We start from the raw sequence: 19,604 nt of genomic DNA, 5'->3' as shown, positions 1-19,604 counted from the left end.
ATGCTCAATCAAACGCCTGTGTGAAATCCTTTTCTAGCACTCCCTCTTAAAAAGTGGGTCTAGGGGGGGGCAACGGGTGAATATGGGTGAGTTATACCTATAATAATTTTTCTTGAAAGTAGCTCAGCACACGGTCTAGGGCTTGGCGTGTCGGATGGCCTTCTTTATCAACTAAGTCCATGGTTAATACCGAATGCGCAATCCGTTTAATTTTATGTTGATTTTTAGGGCCAGAATCAATTTCAATGGCTTCAAAACCCTCACCTAACTCATCACGTAGACGGTCAAAACGCGCCTTAGGGCACATAAAATCATGCGTAAACCGTAGACCTAAAACCGATAAATCTTCTGTCGCAATGCGTTTTTTGAGAACGGCGAGGTCTTCGGGTGAAGTATGTAAGGCCGACGCGGTGAGAGGGGGTAAACCTATGGGTAACGAGGGTTGGCTGAGTACGCCTGCCAATACCGACGGTTCAACCATGAGTGATAGCGCAAAGTTTCCTGTAAAACACATGCCTAAGGCACCCACGCCTTTACCACCGTATTTTTCGTGTGCCAAACGACATAAAACACGCATATAGTCGGCAATAGGCCCTGACTTATTGGCTTCAAAAGCGGCAAATTCTTTACGGATACAGGCGCGACCAATACTTTCTAAGGCATAAACAGGGCCAAAGGCTTTGCCTGGTGTGCCAAATAAACTGGGTAAGACCACCGTAAAACCTGCCGCAGCGACGCGTTCAGCAAAATAAATGACTTGTGGGGTAATACCTGGCACTTCATGGATAATAATAATGGCAGGCCCAGTGCCTTTGACGAATACAGGTACACTAAAATCTTGATAGTCAAAATTAAACGAGCTAAAACCAGCGAGTTGAGTCATTACAACATCCTTCATCATGTATGTGTTGAGTGAATTAAGCCTTCTTAAGCATGAGCGAATAAGGGCGGACGTCGATGAAACCACGGTTGGGCTTGTTCGAGTTGTCCTGCTAACTGAAATAGCGTCTGTTCATCACCATAACGGGCGGTAAACATCATGCCTACAGGTAAATTATCTCTAGACCAGTGTAAAGGTAAAGAGACAGAGGGATTGCCTGTCATATTCATGACGGGTGTAGAGACAACCCATTGAAAATTTTGTGCGGCCAAATGCTCTAAAACAGGTAAATAGTGGACTAAAGCCCCTAGTTTGAAGCGTTTGGCAACGGGGGCTAAGAGTTTTTCGATGCCTTGTAATCTAAATCCACCTAACGGAATAGGGGGGGCAGCCAGTGTAGGAGTCAAAAAGATATCGTATTGTTGCATCCATGTTTCAAATAGGCGGGCTTGTTGGTAGATGATACGGTTGGCATGGTCTAGGTCAAAGGCACTGAATGATTGACCTAAACGCGCTAAAGACCATGTCTCGGTTTCAAAGTCTTTCAACGTGACAGGTCTCCCAATGACGGCTTCTGTGGCAAAAACATCGCCTGCAGTCGCTGCTGCAATACGTAATAAATAGCCGTGGGCAAGTTGTTTTTTATCAATCGGCGGTGTGGCTTCAATCAGCTCGTGTCCTAGGGATTTCAGTAAACTTACCGTGTGGTCTAAGCCTGTCACGCATTCACTGTCTAAGGTGGTGTCACTTAATAAGGCTTCGCGGGTATAGGCAATTTTTAAGCGGGTAGGCGTTTGGCTGACGGCAGCCAAAAAGCTACCTTGTAATGGTGGCGCGTCATACAATGCACCCACATCACGACCGTGTGTGGCATCTAACATGGCGGCACTGTCACGTACAGAGCGCGAAATTACCCCTTCTTGTACTTGACCAAACCACGGCTCAGACACGGCAGGCCCATAAGGATTACGGCCACGACTCGGTTTGAAGCCGACTAAACCACAACAAGCCGCAGGAATACGCAACGAACCCCCACCATCACCGCCTGACGCCATAGGCACGATACCTGCCGCAACTGCCGCTGCCGAGCCGCCACTAGAGCCACCTGCCGTACGTTGTAAATGCCACGGATTACGGGTTGCACCGTGTAGTTTGGGTTCTGTGACACCCATCAAGCCCAATTCGGGGGTATTGGTTTTGCCAAAAATAACCGCACCTGTGGCTTTGTAGCGCTTGACCATTTCACTGTCATAGTTTGGTCTGTAGTTTTCATAGGCGCGACAGCCACTGGTCATCGGTACGCCAGCATAGGCAGCTAATAAGTCCTTAATTAAAAAGGGCACACCTTGAAAAGTTCCCTGAGGCAGACCTCTAGTAATGGTGTCATAAGCTAAGTCATCCATTGGGTAGATAACCGCATTCAGTTTAGGATTCACTTGGTTGCGCCGTTTAATCGCTTCTTCTAAAAGTTGAATAGGGCTCACCGCACCTGTTTTGACTAATTCGGCTAAACCGAGGGCATCATAATTGGCATACTCTTTAAAACCAGTCATATTATTTTTCCTGTGTATACGGGACTGCTGAAGGCTGACACAATATTCATTATTTTTAAGCCTAATAACCCTAGTCTAAAAGGTTTCGTTTTTTCATATCGAGTAGTGATGTTAATTAACAGAAACTGGCAGTATTTGGGAATCTCTTTCTGTTATTTGTGGGTTAATAAGGGATATATTGACTCATTGTCGTAAACGCAGACTCTATTCAATCAACTAAAAGTATGCGAAGGTAATGAGCATCATAACGACAGGGAATCGCAGATGATAGACGCTTCGACCTTGGCTTTAACACAGCCCTCAATCGCGCAACACCTACCTGCATTTTGGCGTTTAGCGCGCCTAAATACAGGGCTGCCTTTGCTATGGCCCATCACTTATCAGCAAGCGATTGTCATTCGTCATCAACTAGCGCACCAAGAGGCCGCTTATCAACTGGTAGAAAACTGTTTGTTATCGTTATGGCAGCATGGTGCGGCGCAGCTAGAGTTTACTGTCTATCAACACTCTTTACGGCCAGCCTTTCCCTATTTTCAACAATTATCTTCCTCGTCTATACGCTGTATTTATCATAAAAAGCAATTTAAGGACTATCTAGAAGACTTACATACCCTCTTAGTACAACGTCAACAGGGTATTAATAGCGCACAAGTGCTATCTGACAACCAGCGTCTGGCGATACCTTCAGCGACAGATAAGATACAGATTGTGGTGATTAGCCAGTTATGGCCCGATGTCGAGTTATTGACGCGTTTATTAGATATTTGCCAATATGGTTTAGCCTTAGGCGTTGTGCCTATTTTATTGTTGTCTGAGCACTATTTTCCTAAACATCCAGTCGATGAGTGGCAAACGCAGTTATTAGCTCTCATCGAGCAAATAACCACACCCGCCCTTGTGATGAATGTACACGCGCATCAGCGGCTTACGATTGAAGCGCCTCAATTGCAGCCCTTAGCGGCGTTATACGACTTTTTTCAGCCTGTCATAGAATATTATGACGCAGCCGTTTATCAACATGTTTTAGACTCGAGTGCAGTGTATGTCGATTAGTGCTCACGATTTTAGCCTTTATCTCCACGAATTATTACAAGCTAAAGCTCAGCAAGAATTAGAGCCTATACGGATTCTCATTCAGCAATACCGTGCTGTATTAGCTAACTTTAATCATTTACAAGCCGAAATAGACCAATTACTCAGCCCGCAAACAGGCAGAGATTACAGTCTATTAGAGCCTGCCCTACGTCAGGGTTTTATGGGCTTAGAGAAGTTATTAGCGGCATTGGTCAAAGCTCATGACGAGCAGTTAATTAGCGTGGTGGAGGCAGATGACATTACTGCCTTAGCAGAGTTATTCAGCTCGCGGATGGCGCAGCAAGTATTACAAAAAATGGTAGCCGCTAAACGTAAAGCGCGTGCTGCAATAACAGAGCAGGAAATCATAGAGCCAGTCCCTAAAAAACGTAAAAAATTAGATACCAGCGAAGAAAAAATCGTGCTTGCGCCTGTTGTAACGCCTGAAATGGTGCCAATGGTGCAAGATGCAGGCTCTAAGCGTTTAGCCAAATTAGAGTCTCGTTTTTTTGGCTGGCAAAAAATTGGCAAACAAGGCGAAGTGTTACCCTTAACCGCAGAGCGTTGGGCGGCTGTAGTCGATGAAGCACAGCAATTGATGTGGGCAGTGAACTGGCGTGACAGTGACCGTTTTCCTAATCGTGGTGAGCTAACGTGGTTTCAGCCAGACCCTGCACTGAATGGTGGCCATGAAGGGCATCAAAGTTTGGGACAAAATACCTTTGATTGGTTACGGCAAGTCAATACTGTCGGTTGGTGCGGTTTTACAGATTGGCGACTACCGACCTTGAGCGAGTTAGCCAGTTTATTAACCAAAGAGGTATCAAATTACTATCATATTCGTGAGGATATTTTTACGGATATGCAAAGTCTAGGTAGCCGATTTTGGACATCTTCGGTAGATGAAAAAGCGGATTATGCGTGGGCGATGTATTTTGGCTATGGTCATGATGGATTGGCACATAAAAGTTATACCTTAAATGTGCGTTTGGTGCGCTCGGTGTCTTAAGGCTATTGTTTGTGTAAGCCATAACCGCGCACGTGAATTATGACCTAATACGGGCTAGATACGAGCAAAAACAACGGGTTTTTTCGTATTTCTCTATGATCCATACAGACTTGCTTATATGTGTTGCCGTATTTTCCAACCTAAATATAAACCCGTTGTACAAAAAATCAGAAAAACCCAGCCAGATAGTGCGGCTGCCATAATGCCAGAAAGTAATGTCCCGATTGTACAACCTAAAGCGAGCATACTGCCTAGCCCCATGAGTATGCCACCGATAAATAAGCGAGGAATATCTAATAATTGGGGTCTAGTGGGTTTAAAATCACCCGATAAAATAGCAGTACTTAAAGAGCCGCCAATCAATCCGATAACGAGTAAACCGTTACGTGACAGTAATGTTTCTTTTATCATAGTCATGCAGCCTCTAAAGTTATCTAAGCCCTCCAATCGTTCAGGAAAATAGGGTAAATCATGACCGATTGTGCGAGCGACACTTCCAAGTTCGGCAGTAACCCCCAACGGACTAAGACGTAAAAAAGCTAAAGTGCTCAACATACCCATTAGAATTCCACCAACATAAGTTGGCCAGCGTTGAATAAAAATACTCTGTTTTAATGAAAGAGTAGGTGAGTTGAGTGGTTTTTTACCCCAGTATTGGAACGCTATCACGAGTACAGTTAATATACTTAATTGTATAAGAAGACTTGTTGCATAGCCCCATTGTGAGGGCAGCCAAACGATAGGTGCAGATTGAATTGTCCAAAGATAGGCATCATTCCATACATAAAAGCCAAGGATAAAACCTAATAATGTACCGAACAGGGGGATTAGACCCGCAAAATATCCCTCGCCCAACCGATAAAATAGTGCGCTAATACAAGAGCCAGCTAACGCCATCCCCACACCAAAACTGCCTGCCGCTAATATAAGTACAATACTCACAGGACCAATATGCGCATTAGGTGGTAAGCGGCCTGTTGTCGCTTCGGGTAAGAAGGCGCCAAAAATCGTATGATAGCCTAATGTCCCAATCGCTAGTGCAACAATAATACCTAGAACCCCTTCAATTTTACGTTCACGTAAAAAGTCATTACTAATGCAATAAAAACAAAAGCGACTGCGTTGTAGAATCACACCGAATGCAATACCAAATAACAAAGATAAACTTAAGTTAGGGTCAAGCTCCGTATTAAGTGACAAGTTGTAAGCCCAAATGAACAAGCAGCCTAAAACAAGACTCGCGCTGACCGTGCGCTGCCAAGACAAGGGATAGGATAATAAGTGGGTAGTCATAGTCGTCTCTAGAGGGAGGTCAACTCAGGAGTTGGCCTCGTACAGATATATTATTTAACCTAAGTTCGGGATAAGCCTATGGCTTTTTAGTTGAAAGTGTACTGTTTATAACGTCAAAGGCACTGTTGGAGCCTTGTGGTGCAACTGTTTGAGCCAAGTGTGAAGCGGGGCTTTCAAGCAACACCGTTGCTTGCCTGCTGAATGCTTGAGCCATGCAGGGCGAAGGCTGGATTGCGGTTAGGCAACGAGTTTTGCACCACGAAATGGCTTTGCTGACGTTGGCCGAAACCAACGTCAATCCCACGGAAGGCGGCTGTTATAAGGTCTTAAGATAATTTCTACACAATACTCAAGAAGTTAACATGTTTTTATCCAGAGCTCAGGTTATTTACCACCCCAAACGGTGCCAGCTAAATTAGTGATAGGTACACCGACAGCGTTTCCGTATTCTGTCCAAGAGCCATCATAGTTTTTTACGTTATAGCCAAGTAGTTTTTTTAACGCAAACCAAGTATGGCTAGAGCGCTCCCCAATACGGCAATAAACAATAATGGGCTTAGTGCCATCGATTCCTGCCTCTGCATATAATTGTTTGAGTTCTGCAACAGGCTTAAACGTACCATCAGCCGCTACAGCTTTACTCCACGGTATATTAACTGCACTAGGGATATGGCCTGCGCGTACAGATAATTCATCTACTCCTGCTGGGGCAAAAACTTTACCGTTATATTCATCAGGGGAACGAATATCGACGAGTACTGCATTATTCTTTTTTTCAGCGACAGCAAGCACATCAGGCAAACGGGCACGCAGACTATAATTCGCTTTGCTAAGGCTGATATTCCCAGCACTATAAGTGGAGGCTAATGGTGATAAAGGACGGCTTTCAGCTTCCCATTTTTTACGGCCACCATCTAACAACTTAACATTTTTCACTTGATAAACATCAAAAATCCAAGCACCCCATGCAGCAAACCAGTTGTTATTATCGCCATACAAGACTATGGTCGTATCTTGGTTCACGCCAGCTTTGCGTAGTGCTTGCTGAAAACGCTCTAAAGAGACAATATCACGGCGGACAGTGTCTACAAACTCCGTATGCCAAGGAAAATTGACGGCACCGGGAATATGACCACGTTCATATAAACCCGTATTAACACTAACTTCAATTAAGCGTACTTTAGGATTATTTAAGTTCTTTTCAACCCAATCCGTCGTGACCAAAAAATCACTCGCTAAGGCAGAGAGGCTAGTGGCTAATAATAAGCCAACCGCCTGAATTTTGAGTAGAAGACGAGAAAAAGCCATGATTGCTATCCTGTATAAAATATAGGCATAGCAAAAATACGATAATACTTATCAGAGATAAAATAATAGTTTTTATGTTTTATATTCCATATTGATATAAAGAGTGTGTTTTTGCAGGCATTTGAATTACGTTGATATAAGCATACTCTCCGCATGTTTTAAGGTTTCTGGGGTAATCGTTAATCCACCTGACATGCGGGCGATTTCTTCAACGCGTTGCCGATGTGTTAAACAGACAACACGGCTGAGGGTTTTATCATCTTGGGTATATTTTTGCACTTGCCAATGTTGATGGCCTTTAGCCGCCACTTGTGGTTGATGGGTAATACATAAAATTTGCGCACGCTCACCCAACTGACGCAACAAATTACCAACCACTTCCGCCGTGCCACCACTAATCCCTACGTCTACTTCATCAAATACCAGTACGGGTACCGCACTGTGTTGGGCTTGAATCACTTGTACCGCTAAAGCAAAACGTGATAACTCCCCCCCAGAGGCAATTTTGGCGAGTGGTTGTAGTTGTTGGCCTAAATTGGCACTAAATAACAGCTCAATGTCATCTAAGCCGTCTCGACTTGCTTTGTCTAGTGCCGTAAATGCATAACTCAGTTGTGTGTTAGGCATACTTAAGTCCCGTAAATGCGCACTCACTTTAGCGGTTATCTGCGGGGCAACCGACTGACGGGCTTGGCGCAATTGTTCGGCTATCCCAAGATAGTCCTCTTTAGCCAACGTGACGGCTTGTTCTAAGGCGCTTAAGTCTTGAGCTTGTTGGTAGGTCTGTTGTTCATGACGTAATTGCTGCTGTAGTGTTGGCAGGTCGGAGGCCAAGACTTTATGTTTGCGAGCTAAGCGTTGAGCTTCGCCAATTTTTTCTTCCAGATAGGCTAAGCGCACAGGGTCTAACTCTTGTTCTGCTAAAAAGGCACTTAATTCGCGGCTACTTTCTTTAATGTCAATTAAGGCGGATTGTAAGCCAGTATAGACATTGGCTAAGGTAGTGGCACGGCTTTGGTGTGTTTCGAGTGTCCGTAATGCCTGTTGTAGTTGCCGATAAATCGGATTTTCACCGTCGGTTAATAAGTTCAGACTATGCTGGCCATCGTGCATTAAGGCTTCAAAATGGGCTAGACGGTCATACTCTTGTTCGAGTTGTGCATAGTCGCCTGCTTTAAGATGGAGTTTGTCTAATTCCTCTAAATGACTGCCAATTAAGGCGAGTTTGGCTTGTTGAGTCGCATAATGCGTTTGGCTGTGTTGCAATTGTTGTTTGGCGTTCAACCATGTTTGATAAGCGTTAGCGACTTGTTGGGCGAGTGCTTGTAAGCCACCGACATTATCCAGTAGTTGTCGATGTGCCTCTTTTTTGAGTAAGGATTGATGTGCATGTTGGCTATGAATATTAATCAGCAATTCACCCAATGTCCGTAATTCGGCTAAGGTAACGGCTGTCCCGTTAATCCATGCTTTAGAACGTCCTTCTTTATGAATCACACGCCGTAAACTGCATTCTTGGTCGTGAGCAAGGTCGCGCTCAAGTAGCCAAGTCTGAGCTTGTGCCAACTGACTCAGGTCAAAAATTGCGGTTAATTCGGCTTTATCTGCGCCATAACGCACCGCTTGGCCATCGGCTTTATCCCCCAAACATAAACCCAAGGCATCTAACAAAATCGATTTGCCTGCCCCTGTTTCGCCTGTAATCACCGTAAATCCCTGTGCAATGTCTAATTCTAGGTTATCCACTAAGGTAAATTGTTTAATAGCAAGATAAGTCAGCATGATGAACGTCATTGTTGTGGGCTGTGGCGATGATAACGGGACTTTTTTACGCTGCAAACAGGTCACACCTTGAATATTGACGCAATAACCCCATAAAACGTCCATATTTTAGGTAATGGGGTCAATCCCCAGTCACAAAGAGCTGACAAGAGGAACAAAGAATGTCTGAGAAGCCCACAAACGATACGGTAGATAACGCCAGTATAGATGCCCAAACCGAACAAGAGTTTTTAGAAGTTACCGAAACACAAGTGGAAGTATTAACGGCGCGTATTGCGGAATTAGAGGCGCAACTAAAAGATAGCCAACTACGTGCGCAAGCAGAGATTCGTAACATTCAGGCACGTGCGGAACGCGAAGTCAGTAATGCCCATAAATTTGGCGTCGAAAAATTTGCCAATAGTCTGTTAGACGTCGTGGATAACTTAGAACGTGCTGTGGCTGCGGCGCCTCAAGACGAAGCCAATAAAAATTTAGTTGAAGGTTTGCAACTAACCCAAAAAGCCTTTTTAGATGCACTCAAAAAATTTGGTGTAGACGCTGTTGACCCCACAGGTCAAGCGTTTAGCGCGGAGTTACATCAAGCGGTTGCAACACAGCCTGCAAGCGAAGCGACACCCGCAAACACCGTCGTGACCGTCTTCCAAAAAGGCTACACCCTGTATGGTCGTTTAATGCGTCCAGCGATGGTGGTGGTTGCGCAATAAAACACCTTTGTCCTCCCGCTCTAGTTCTCTCCTATAGAGAGAACGAATAGCCTCTCCCTGTGGGAGAGGATTCGGGTGAAGGGTAATAAAAAAACCTTGAAAAATTTAAGGTAATCACCATATCAGAATCATGTAAACGATGTGATTAACAAGCACACATTGTCAAACAAATAAACTAACGAAGGCAAAAAGAACTCCTTCGATTAACACCGCTTTAGGAGCAAAAAATGGGCAAAATTATTGGTATCGACTTAGGCACAACCAACTCGTGTATCGCTATTATGGAAGGCGATAAAGCCAAAGTTATCGAAAATGCTGAAGGCGCACGTACTACTCCATCTATCGTTGCTTATACCGAAAATGAAGTTTTAGTTGGTGCTGGTGCAAAACGTCAAGCAGTAACGAATCCTAAAAACACCTTATTCGCGGTTAAGCGTTTAATTGGTCGTAAGTTTAAAGACGACGTTGTGCAAAAAGACATCGGCATGGTGCCTTACGAAATCGTTGCTGCTGACAATGGCGATGCTTGGGTATCTGCTCGTGGTAACCGTATGGCACCTCCACAAATCTCTGCTGAAGTCTTGAAGAAAATGAAAAAGACAGCAGAAGATTATTTAGGTGAGCCAGTCACTGAAGCCGTTATTACCGTTCCTGCTTACTTTAACGACAGCCAACGTCAAGCAACTAAAGATGCAGGCCGTATTGCGGGTTTAGATGTTAAACGTATCATTAACGAACCAACAGCGGCTGCTCTAGCCTTTGGTATGGACAAAAAAGAAGGCGACCGTAAAATCGCTGTTTATGACTTAGGTGGTGGTACATTCGATATTTCTATCATCGACATCGCGGATGTGGATGGCGAACAGTCTTTTGAAGTATTAGCCACTAACGGTGACACTTTCTTAGGTGGTGAAGATTTTGACTTACGCTTAATTGATTATTTAGCCGATGAGTTCAAAAAAGAACAAAGCATCAACCTTAAAGGTGACCCTTTAGCGATGCAGCGTTTAAAAGAAGCGGCTGAAAAAGCCAAGATTGAATTATCTTCCAGCCAACAAACCGAAGTTAACTTACCTTACATCACTGCTGATGCCACAGGGCCTAAGCACCTTAACATCAAAGTGACACGTGCTAAGTTAGAATCTTTGGTTGAAGATTTAGTCGCACGCACCATCGAGCCATGTAAAATTGCCTTAAAAGATGCGGGTTTAAGTGTTGGCCAAATTGGTGATGTGATTTTGGTAGGTGGTCAAACTCGTATGCCTTTAGTACAACAAAAGGTGAAAGAGTTCTTTGGTAAAGAGCCACGTAAAGACGTTAACCCAGACGAAGCGGTTGCTGTTGGTGCAGCGATTCAAGGTGCGGTGTTATCAGGTGGTGTCACAGACGTATTGTTGTTAGACGTCACGCCATTAACCCTTGGTATTGAAACGATGGGTGGTGTGATGACTGCCTTAATCGAGAAAAACACCACGATTCCAACCAAAAAATCACAAGTGTTCTCGACTGCTGACGACAACCAAACGGCTGTGACCATTCAAGTTTACCAAGGTGAGCGTAAAATGGCACAACAAAACAAATTGCTTGGCCGTTTTGATTTAAGTGATATTCCACCAGCACCACGTGGTATGCCACAAATCGAAGTCACCTTTGATATTGATGCCAACGGTATTTTGAATGTGTCTGCTAAAGACAAAGGCACAGGCAAGGCTCAGAGCATCGTCATTAAAGCCAGCTCTGGTTTGAGTGAAGAAGAAATTCAACAAATGGTTCGTGATGCAGAAGCCAATGCTGAAGAAGACAAGAAGTTTGCTGAATTGGTTGATGCTCGCAACCAAGGCGACAACTTAGTGCACGCAACGCGCAAAACCTTAAAAGATTTGGGTGACAAAGCGACCGATGCTGAAAAAACACCCATTGAAGCGGCAATCAAAGAGTTGGAAGAAGCCTTAAAAGGCAACGACAAAGATGACATCGTCGCTAAAACAGAAGCATTAAGCAATGCCTCTATGCCATTAATGCAAAAGCTTTATGCTGCTGAACAAGCTGCTGGTGGTGCAGGTGCACAACAAGCAGGTGGCAACAGCAAGGCTGATGATGGTGTGGTTGACGCTGAGTTTGAAGACGTTAGCGACAAGAAGTAAAGTGTTGTCGTAGGGTGGGTTAATAACCCACCAACACGCCAGTAGCCTGTATGCCGCGTAGCGAAATACAGGATTATTTAAGCCCCGTGTTATCACACGGGCTACTGCTGACAAAAGCCAGTTTTCCAACGCCAACTTGTTTAGGACTTACGCGGTTATCGCTTATTTGTTCACATATTCGTCATCCTAGATGGCTTTATGCTCACAAAGCGCGCTAATTGCAGTGCAATGCATAAGTCCTATAACTTTGGCGTTTGTCATTTTAGCGGAGAATAGCCAAATGGCGAAACGCGATTATTATGAAGTCTTGGGTGTGGCCAAAACAGCCACTGAGGAAGAGCTCAAGAAGGCTTATCGCCGCTTGGCGATGAAGTATCACCCAGACCGTAACCCTGATAACAAAGAAGCCGAAGAGAAATTTAAAGAAGCGAACGAAGCCTACGAAATTCTCTCTAACGCCGATAAACGTGCTGCTTATGACCGTCATGGCCATGCAGGTGTTGACCCCAACATGGGCGCAGGGGGCTTTGGCGGCGGTTTTGGTGGTGGCGGCGGTTTTAGTGATATTTTTGAAGCCTTTGGTGATATTTTTGGTGGTGGCGGTGGTCGTGGTGGCGGAAGTCGTCAGCGCGGTGGTGCTGACTTACAATACACCTTAGAGTTAACGCTGGAAGAAGCAGTCAAAGGGGTTAAAAAGCAGGTTCGCTTTACCACAGCGGCAGTGTGTGAAGTATGTGATGGCTCAGGTGCTAAAAAAGGCTCTAGCATGACTACCTGCCGTACGTGTGGTGGACAAGGCCAAGTGCGGATGCAACAAGGTTTCTTTACCGTTCAGCAAACGTGCCCAACCTGTCGTGGTAAAGGCCAAATTATTAAAGACCCGTGTGAGGCGTGTCATGGTGAAGGCCGAACCAACAAACAAAAAACCTTAGAGGTCACCATTCCCGCAGGTGTAGATACAGGCGATAAAGTACGTTTGGCAGGTGAAGGTGAAGCAGGGGCAAATGGTGCGCCCGCAGGTAATTTGTATGTACAAGTCGTGGTGAAAGAACACAGTATCTTTAAGCGTGACGGGGCAGATTTATATTGCGAAGTCCCTATTAGTTTTGTTGATGCGGCTTTAGGGGCAGAAATTGAAGTGCCGACTTTAGATGGTCGCGTTAAACTTAAAATTCCCGAAGGCACACAGTCAGGTAAATTATTCCGTTTACGTGGTAAAGGTGTTAAACCTGTCAGAGCCTATGATGCGGGTGATATGTTGTGCCGTGTGATTGTCGAAACGCCTGTACACCTTAATACCAAACAAAAAGAACTATTGCGGGAATTTCAGGCCAGTTTAGATGGTAACGATAAGCAATCTCCCAATAAAAAGTCTTTTTTTGACGGCTTAAAAGAGTTATTTTCGTAAGGGACACGCAGCAAAGGCTTGTTGAAGGTTAACCTAACAAGCCTTATGAGCTGAAAAAGTTGGGATTAACTCAGTTTGCAGGCTCAACACCCTGTCGTAGCTCGCTATTTTTTGTCTTCTGTGTTAATCCTAATGTTGCAGATTTTAGGAGAGTAGTCATGCCAACACGTATTGGAATTTGTGGGGCAGCAGGTCGTATGGGACGTGCGTTGATTCATGCTGTCGATGCGCGTGAAGACGTGGTACTAGCGGCGGCCATTGAACGCGTAGGCAGTACATTAATTGGCGCGGATGCGGGCGAAATGGCGGCATTAAGTCCGATGAACGTCAAAATCAACGCCTCTTTAGCCAGTCAAATAGACTTAGTTGATGTCGTGATTGATTTTACCGCACCCGCCGCTACCATTGATAATGTGGCTTTGTGTCGTCAGGAAGGCAAAGGGATTGTCATTGGTACAACGGGCTTAAATGACCAGCAAAAGCAGTTTTTGATTGAAGCCAGTCAAGAAATCCCAATAGTTTATTCGGGTAACTATTCCGTTGGGGTCAATGTCTCATTGAAGCTGTTGGAGTTAGCTGCCAAGGCCTTTGGAGATACCGTCGATATAGATGTCTTAGAAGCGCATCACCGTTATAAAGTCGATGCCCCATCTGGAACAGCGTTAATGATGGGCGAAGCGGTGGCTAAGGCCTTAGGCCGTGACTTAAAAGAAGTCGCTTGTTATGCACGTGAAGGCCACACAGGGCCACGAGACCGCCAAACGATTGGTTTCCAGACCATTCGGGGTGGCGATATTGTGGGCGACCACACCGTTTACTTTATGGGTGACGGTGAACGTGTGGAAATTCGTCATGTGGCAACTAACCGTATGAATTTTGCCAATGGTGCAGTACGTGCGGCTGCTTGGATTGGCACCCGTCGGGCGGGTTTGTATGATATGCGTGATGTTTTAGGATTGAAATAAACGCATTTGACCTGATTAAAGAAAGAGGCTAATTGGCCTCTTTTTTTATGGAATAACACGATGTCAAAACGTATTTTGCTGATTTTGGCGCATCCTGCACCACACAGTTTTTGTCATGCTTTAGCCGAGCAGTATGTCTTGGGGGCAACACAGGCAGGCGCAGACATCAAACAACTCATCCTAAGCCAACTGCGTTTTGAATTGAGTTTTCAAGGCTATAAAACCGAATCTGCACAACTTGAACCTGATTTACAAGAGGCGCAGCGTTTAATTCAATGGGCAGAACATTTAGTCTTTGTTTATCCCTTATGGTGGGGGGCGATGCCAGCCTTATTAAAAGGCTTTATCGACCGTACTTTTTTACCCAGTTTTGCCTTTAAGTATCGTAAAAATTCAGCCTTATGGGACAAGTTGTTGACAGGCCGTAGCGCTCGATTATTAGTGACGATGGATTCGCCACCTTGGTACTTTAAGTGGATTAACCACATGCCTAATCATTATCAAATGAAAAACGCTATTTTAGAATTTTGTGGCATTAAACCTGTCAAAATCAGTAGTTTTGGTTCAATGAAGGCGGCTAGTGACACACAAAAACAGCGATGGTTAGCCCAAGTCTATCAATTAGGGGCTCAGATGCGCTAAACCGAAGGCGCTCAGGTATCTCTGTAGATGACGCTGTGTTGTCGATAGATTCAGCTAAACGCGGCTATCCTATAAGCGCGTAATGCCTAAAAGATAGCCGATAATCTGCTTTTGACGGTCATCAATAGCGCTGATTAGGCACTTTGCAAAACGTCTCGACTGTAGTATTTTTAACATATCACGCCATTAGCTCATGACAATAACCATAACAGCATCCCTAAACAGGGGAAGCAAGAGAGCGGATTATGTTCAAAGGTCTTTTTTTGACAGGCTCCATGCTAGGCATGTTAGGAGACTTTATTCACGAAAAAGGAGTACATATCCCTGAAGTTGATGACGCTGTCGCGCAATATGGCACACAAGCACGCATCTCTTTGCAATTGTGGTCGAGTCTGCTACAAAAAATTTCTACTGCGGTCAATGACCCCGCCTTAGGTCTTGCCATTGGTCAACGTATTGCACCGCGTCATGTGGGGGTGTTGGGCTATTTGGTCTTATCTTGTCAAACCTTAGGTCAAGCCTTACTGCGTTTTGCCCGCTACCAGCGTTTGGTCTATGACGTAAATCCGTTCAGTGTGCACATGGACGAGCAGGGCATGGAGTTACGCTGGGGCATTGATTATGGCAAACCGGGGTCATTAGTTGATGAAACGTCTATTGCTGCGTTGTTCAACTTTTTGCATATTTTGACCAATCAGCCTCTGCATCCTTCGTTTGTCAGTTTTGTCAATCCAAAACCCAAAAACTGCCAAGTCTATAGTGACTATTTTCATTGTCCTGTCGAATTTGAAGATACGGTTACCCGTGTCCGTTTTCCTGCCGCTTATTTAGAAGCGCCATTGTTGCACAGCGACCCGACTTTATTAGAGTTGTTATCTCAACAGGCAGAATCTTTGTTAGTAGTCTTGCCTAAAGCCGATGCCTTTGAAGAAAAATTGCAGCAAATTATGGTGCAATGTTTACACGAAGGTGAACCTACCTTACCAGCGGTTGCGGCTTATATGGCGTTATCCACACGCACCTTACAACGTCGTCTACAAGAGCGTGGACTGATTTTTCAGGATATTTTAGAAGATACCCGTCGAGAATTGGCTGTTCGTTATTTAGAAGATAAAAGTTTATCGTTGACCGATATTGCCTTGTTGTTGGGGTATTCAGAGCAAAGTGCCTTTAATCGTGCGTTTAAGCGTTGGTATCAGCAGCCGCCCAAAGTCTATCGTAAAGCACTTTAGAGAAGACGCTCTAACTAAAACGCTGAAACAAGTCATTAATAAGACCGCGTAACCAACGATGGGCAGGGTCTTTGTTAGCACTGCGATGCCAATATAAGTGCATATCCAATATCGGGCTTTTGAGCGGAAAATCAAAGAGTTGGTTGCCAAATTGTGCATTTGCTAAGCGCGCATATTGCTCGGGCATGGTTAATAATAAATCGGTTTCACTGACGACACGACACGCGGCAAAATAATGTTGGCAACGTAAACGAATGTCTCGTTTATAGCCAGCTTTATTTAATTCTACGTCTTCCAATGCCCAGCCTTTACGTCGTGTAGACACCATAATATGACGTTGGGCTAAATAATTTTCTAAATTTAAACCTGAAGCTAATGCAGGATGTTGTTGACGAGCAACGACAACTAATTGGTCACTGACTACAGGCAAATGTTCAATGCTATCACTGACGGCATAAGGAATTTCTAAGGCAAAATCAATATTTCCTGCCGTTAACTCACTCTCTAAATCTTGTCGGTCTAAACGCACACTGGATAAACAAATATGCGGCGCATGTTGTTGTAGGTGTTGTAATAACGGCGGCAGAATCGACGCTTCTAACACATCTCGTAAGCCTAAATAAAAATGTCGTTCGCTCTGTAATGGCTCAAATAACGGTTCTTGATTGATACTTTGTTCAACACTTTGTAAGGCCTGTTGAATGGGGACAATCAATTGCCGCGTGTAGGGTGTAGGAATCATCTGTGTACCTTGACGCACAAATAACGGGTCTTTGAGAAGTTCACGTAAACGCGCCAAGGCATGACTGACCGCAGGTTGAGTTAAATGCAGTTTTTGACTGGCACGAGTAATATTGCCTTCACGATAAATAGCATCTAAGACGATAAATAAATTCAAATCCACCCGACTAATATGCAGCATATTGATAGTTGTCCATGCAAACTATTCATTTGCTAGATGATAGAGCGCGGTCTAAGCTCAATGCAAATTTATTGCACAGAGAACAAAATCATGGATTTTTCTTATTCTGCCAAAGCCCAAGATTATCTGGCACGTTTACAACAGTTTATGCGTGACGAGGTTTATCCTGCCGAAGCGGCCTATTTTCAACGTTTAAGTCATAGCCCAAATCATCAACATTGGCGGCAGCCCGAAGTGATGGAGCAATTAAAAGCCAAAGCGAAGGCCGCAGGTTTATGGAATTTATTTTTGCCTGATGAGGAATATGGCGCAGGTTTAAGTAATAGTGATTATGCACCCTTAGCCGAAATGATGGGTACGTCTTTTATTGCTTCTGAAGTATTTAACTGTAATGCACCCGACACAGGCAATATGGAAGTCTTGGTTAAATATGGTTCTGAACAGCAAAAACAACAATGGTTATTGCCATTATTAAGTGGTGAGATTCGTTCGGCATTTTGTATGACTGAACCTGATGTTGCCTCAAGTGATGCCACCAATATGCAAGCTACTGCGATTATTGACGGTGATGAAGTGGTGATTAATGGCCGCAAGTGGTGGAGTACAGGCATTGGTCATCCCAACTGCAAAATTTTGATTTTTATGGGCTTAACCGATCAAACAGCCGAAAAACATCGTCAACATTCGATGGTATTAGTCCCGATTGATGCTCAAGGCGTTAAAGTAGAAAGAATGTTGCCTGTTTTTTCCAGTTTTGATGAGCCGTCAGGACATGGTGAGGTGTCCTTTACCAATGTGCGTGTGCCGATTAGCCACATTATTGCAGGCGCAGGACGTGGTTTTGAAATTGCACAAGGGCGTTTAGGGCCGGGTCGTATTCATCATTGTATGCGTGCGATTGGTGCGTCTGAACGTGCTTTAAGTTTGTTGTGTCAACGTGCAGGCACACGAGTCGCTTTTGGTAAACAATTGGCAAGACTAGGTGGTAATCCTGATATTGTTGCTAACAGTCGGATGGCGATTGAACAAGCCCGATTATTAACGTTAAAAGCAGCATGGATGATGGATACCGTAGGTGTAAAAGGGGCAATGAGTGAAATTTCCCAAATTAAAGTGGTTGCGCCCAATGTTGCCCAACAAGTGATTGATGCAGCGATTCAGATTCATGGTGGTGCAGGCTTGTCCGATGATTTCCCCTTAGCCGCCTTATATACCTATGCGCGTGTGTTGCGTTTGGCGGATGGCCCTGATGAGGTGCATAGAGCCTTGATTGCTAAATTAGAATATAAAAAGCAAATCGCTAAATTGGCAGGTTGAACTAAGCTCAGTTGTGAATATATGTCTTCCCTCCCTTTGTTAAGGGGAGGGTTAGGGTTAATGCTGGTCAGTTAAGCATTTTTTGTTGGTTTCGACTCACTTCGGCTGCGCTCAGTGACCACCGCTCAACCAACGAAAAATGTACCCTGAGCGAAGTCGAAGGGTTATTTTTAAGGGGCAATTTTCTCTTAACTGACTGGCATTAGGGTTAGGGTGGGGTTTCGCAAATAGCCCTCTCCTAACCTCTCCCTAAATTAGGGGGAGGAACTTAATTATTTTAGAGAATAACAATGGACAATCTTTTAGACAAAGCCAGTTCGGTGCGTCAGGGTGAAGAGTTAGATATTACCCGTATTGACCAATTTTTAAAAAGTCAGTTGCCGTCTTTACAAGGTGAACCACGTTTAGAACAGTTTGCAGGTGGTGCGTCAAATTTAACCTATTTGTTAGCGTATGCCGATCGTGATTTGATTTTACGTCGTCCACCGTTTGGCCATAAAGCAAAATCGGCACATGATATGTTGCGTGAAGCACACATTATGACTGCACTAAAACCTGTCTATCCTTATGTGCCAAGCGTATTGGCGAGTAGCCATGCAGATGAGGTGATGGATGTCGATTTTTATGTCATGGAACGGATTAAAGGCATTATTCCTCGGCAAAACTTGCCCAAATCACTCAATTTAAGCCCTGAGCAAACGCGCCAGTTGTGCATTAATGTCATTGATAAAATGATTGAATTGCATCAAGTGGATTATCGCGCAGCAGGTTTAAGCCATTTGGGCAAAGGTGAGGGCTATGTCAAACGACAAATTGATGGTTGGACAGACCGTTATGAAAAAGCACGTACACCCGATGTCGGCAGTTTTGCGGACGTGATGGCATGGTTAAAAGCCAAAATGCCCAGTCAGGATGTGGCTACTTGTTTGATTCATAATGATTTTCGTTTTGATAATGTCGTGTTAAATCCTGATAATCCTTTAGAAGTGATTGGTGTGTTAGATTGGGAAATGGCAACACTTGGCGACCCCTTAATGGATTTAGGCAATACTTTAGCGTATTGGGTGCAGGCTGATGATGATGGGGTGATGCAAATGATGCGTCGTCAACCCACCCATTTGGCAGGTATGTTAACGCGCCAAGAAGTGATTGATTATTATGGCCAAAAAACAGGTTATCAAGTCGATAATTTTGATTTTTATAGTATTTATGGCTTGTTCCGTTTAGCGGTGATTGCCCAACAAATTTATTATCGTTTTTATCATGGTCAAAGCAAAAATGCCCAATTTGCCATGTTTGGCCAAATGGTCAATTATCTTGAGCAACGTTGTTTAGGTTTCATCGCAAACTCTAAATTATAAGTTTTGA

Annotated in this window: 16 protein-coding genes; 10 read left to right on the top strand and 6 right to left on the bottom strand. The window is 44.3% G+C overall.

Annotated features, from left to right (window positions below; all coding sequences use genetic code 11):
* Nucleotides 1–97: 97 nt before the first annotated feature.
* Nucleotides 98–883: a dienelactone hydrolase family protein gene (locus C8N29_RS01035; protein ID WP_204509245.1), complete on the bottom strand. Its 786-nt coding sequence runs from the start codon at nucleotides 881–883 to the stop codon at nucleotides 98–100.
* Between the two features lie 44 nt (nucleotides 884–927).
* Complete coding sequence (locus C8N29_RS01030; RefSeq protein WP_107864160.1) at nucleotides 928–2,433, bottom strand: amidase; 1,506 nt, start codon at nucleotides 2,431–2,433, stop codon at nucleotides 928–930.
* Between the two features lie 264 nt (nucleotides 2,434–2,697).
* Between C8N29_RS01030 and C8N29_RS01025 the strand changes: the two genes are divergently transcribed.
* Nucleotides 2,698–3,486, top strand: a complete 789-nt coding sequence (locus tag C8N29_RS01025; protein ID WP_107864159.1) for a hypothetical protein — start codon at nucleotides 2,698–2,700, stop codon at nucleotides 3,484–3,486.
* Entirely contained in the window at nucleotides 3,476–4,516 is a 1,041-nt protein-coding gene (locus tag C8N29_RS01020) for an Lcl C-terminal domain-containing protein (RefSeq protein WP_107864158.1), read from the top strand. The genes C8N29_RS01025 and C8N29_RS01020 overlap by 11 nt, the downstream gene beginning before the upstream one ends.
* A 114-nt stretch (nucleotides 4,517–4,630) precedes the next feature.
* On the opposite strand, the gene C8N29_RS01015 is transcribed toward C8N29_RS01020, so the two are convergent.
* The 3 genes from C8N29_RS01015 to recN form a co-directional block, all read right to left on the bottom strand.
* Nucleotides 4,631–5,809, bottom strand: a complete 1,179-nt coding sequence (locus tag C8N29_RS01015; protein WP_107864157.1) for a YeeE/YedE family protein — start codon at nucleotides 5,807–5,809, stop codon at nucleotides 4,631–4,633.
* 384 nt (nucleotides 5,810–6,193) lie between these two features.
* Complete coding sequence (locus C8N29_RS01010; RefSeq protein WP_107864156.1) at nucleotides 6,194–7,117, bottom strand: sulfurtransferase; 924 nt, start codon at nucleotides 7,115–7,117, stop codon at nucleotides 6,194–6,196.
* Nucleotides 7,118–7,243: 126 nt separating this feature from the next.
* Entirely contained in the window at nucleotides 7,244–8,899 is a 1,656-nt protein-coding gene (gene recN, locus C8N29_RS01005; protein ID WP_170106840.1) for a DNA repair protein RecN, read from the bottom strand.
* A 161-nt stretch (nucleotides 8,900–9,060) separates the two neighbouring features.
* Here recN and grpE point away from each other — a divergent pair, with 161 nt between their 5' ends.
* From grpE to C8N29_RS00975, 6 genes are all read left to right on the top strand, one after another.
* Nucleotides 9,061–9,606, top strand: a complete 546-nt coding sequence (gene grpE / locus C8N29_RS01000) for a nucleotide exchange factor GrpE (RefSeq protein WP_107864154.1) — start codon at nucleotides 9,061–9,063, stop codon at nucleotides 9,604–9,606.
* A 227-nt stretch (nucleotides 9,607–9,833) separates the two neighbouring features.
* Nucleotides 9,834–11,750, top strand: coding sequence for a molecular chaperone DnaK (dnaK, locus tag C8N29_RS00995; RefSeq protein WP_107864153.1), 1,917 nt, complete (start codon nucleotides 9,834–9,836; stop codon nucleotides 11,748–11,750).
* Nucleotides 11,751–12,030: 280 nt separating this feature from the next.
* Nucleotides 12,031–13,158, top strand: a complete 1,128-nt coding sequence (gene dnaJ / locus C8N29_RS00990; RefSeq protein ID WP_107864152.1) for a molecular chaperone DnaJ — start codon at nucleotides 12,031–12,033, stop codon at nucleotides 13,156–13,158.
* Between the two features lie 158 nt (nucleotides 13,159–13,316).
* On the top strand, nucleotides 13,317–14,123 hold the full coding sequence (dapB, locus tag C8N29_RS00985; RefSeq protein ID WP_107864151.1) for a 4-hydroxy-tetrahydrodipicolinate reductase: 807 nt from the start codon (nucleotides 13,317–13,319) through the stop codon (nucleotides 14,121–14,123).
* A gap of 60 nt (nucleotides 14,124–14,183) precedes the next feature.
* Nucleotides 14,184–14,765 (top strand): NAD(P)H-dependent oxidoreductase, encoded by a 582-nt coding sequence (locus tag C8N29_RS00980; protein ID WP_107864150.1) that lies wholly within the window; start codon nucleotides 14,184–14,186, stop codon nucleotides 14,763–14,765.
* 245 nt (nucleotides 14,766–15,010) lie between these two features.
* Nucleotides 15,011–15,997 (top strand): AraC family transcriptional regulator, encoded by a 987-nt coding sequence (locus C8N29_RS00975; RefSeq protein ID WP_107864149.1) that lies wholly within the window; start codon nucleotides 15,011–15,013, stop codon nucleotides 15,995–15,997.
* A 10-nt stretch (nucleotides 15,998–16,007) separates the two neighbouring features.
* Here C8N29_RS00975 and C8N29_RS00970 read toward each other — a convergent pair whose 3' ends face one another.
* Nucleotides 16,008–16,919: a LysR family transcriptional regulator gene (locus tag C8N29_RS00970; RefSeq protein ID WP_204509244.1), complete on the bottom strand. Its 912-nt coding sequence runs from the start codon at nucleotides 16,917–16,919 to the stop codon at nucleotides 16,008–16,010.
* 90 nt (nucleotides 16,920–17,009) lie between these two features.
* Here C8N29_RS00970 and C8N29_RS00965 point away from each other — a divergent pair, with 90 nt between their 5' ends.
* Nucleotides 17,010–18,236, top strand: a complete 1,227-nt coding sequence (locus C8N29_RS00965) for an acyl-CoA dehydrogenase family protein (RefSeq protein WP_107864148.1) — start codon at nucleotides 17,010–17,012, stop codon at nucleotides 18,234–18,236.
* A gap of 290 nt (nucleotides 18,237–18,526) precedes the next feature.
* Nucleotides 18,527–19,597, top strand: coding sequence for a phosphotransferase family protein (locus C8N29_RS00960; protein ID WP_107864147.1), 1,071 nt, complete (start codon nucleotides 18,527–18,529; stop codon nucleotides 19,595–19,597).
* The last annotated feature ends 7 nt before the right edge of the window (nucleotides 19,598–19,604 follow it).

It is taken from the genome of Agitococcus lubricus, from assembly GCF_003051055.1.
Classification (GTDB): Bacteria; Pseudomonadota; Gammaproteobacteria; order Pseudomonadales; family Moraxellaceae; genus Agitococcus; species Agitococcus lubricus.
This window is presented reverse-complemented; position numbering and strand designations above follow the sequence as displayed.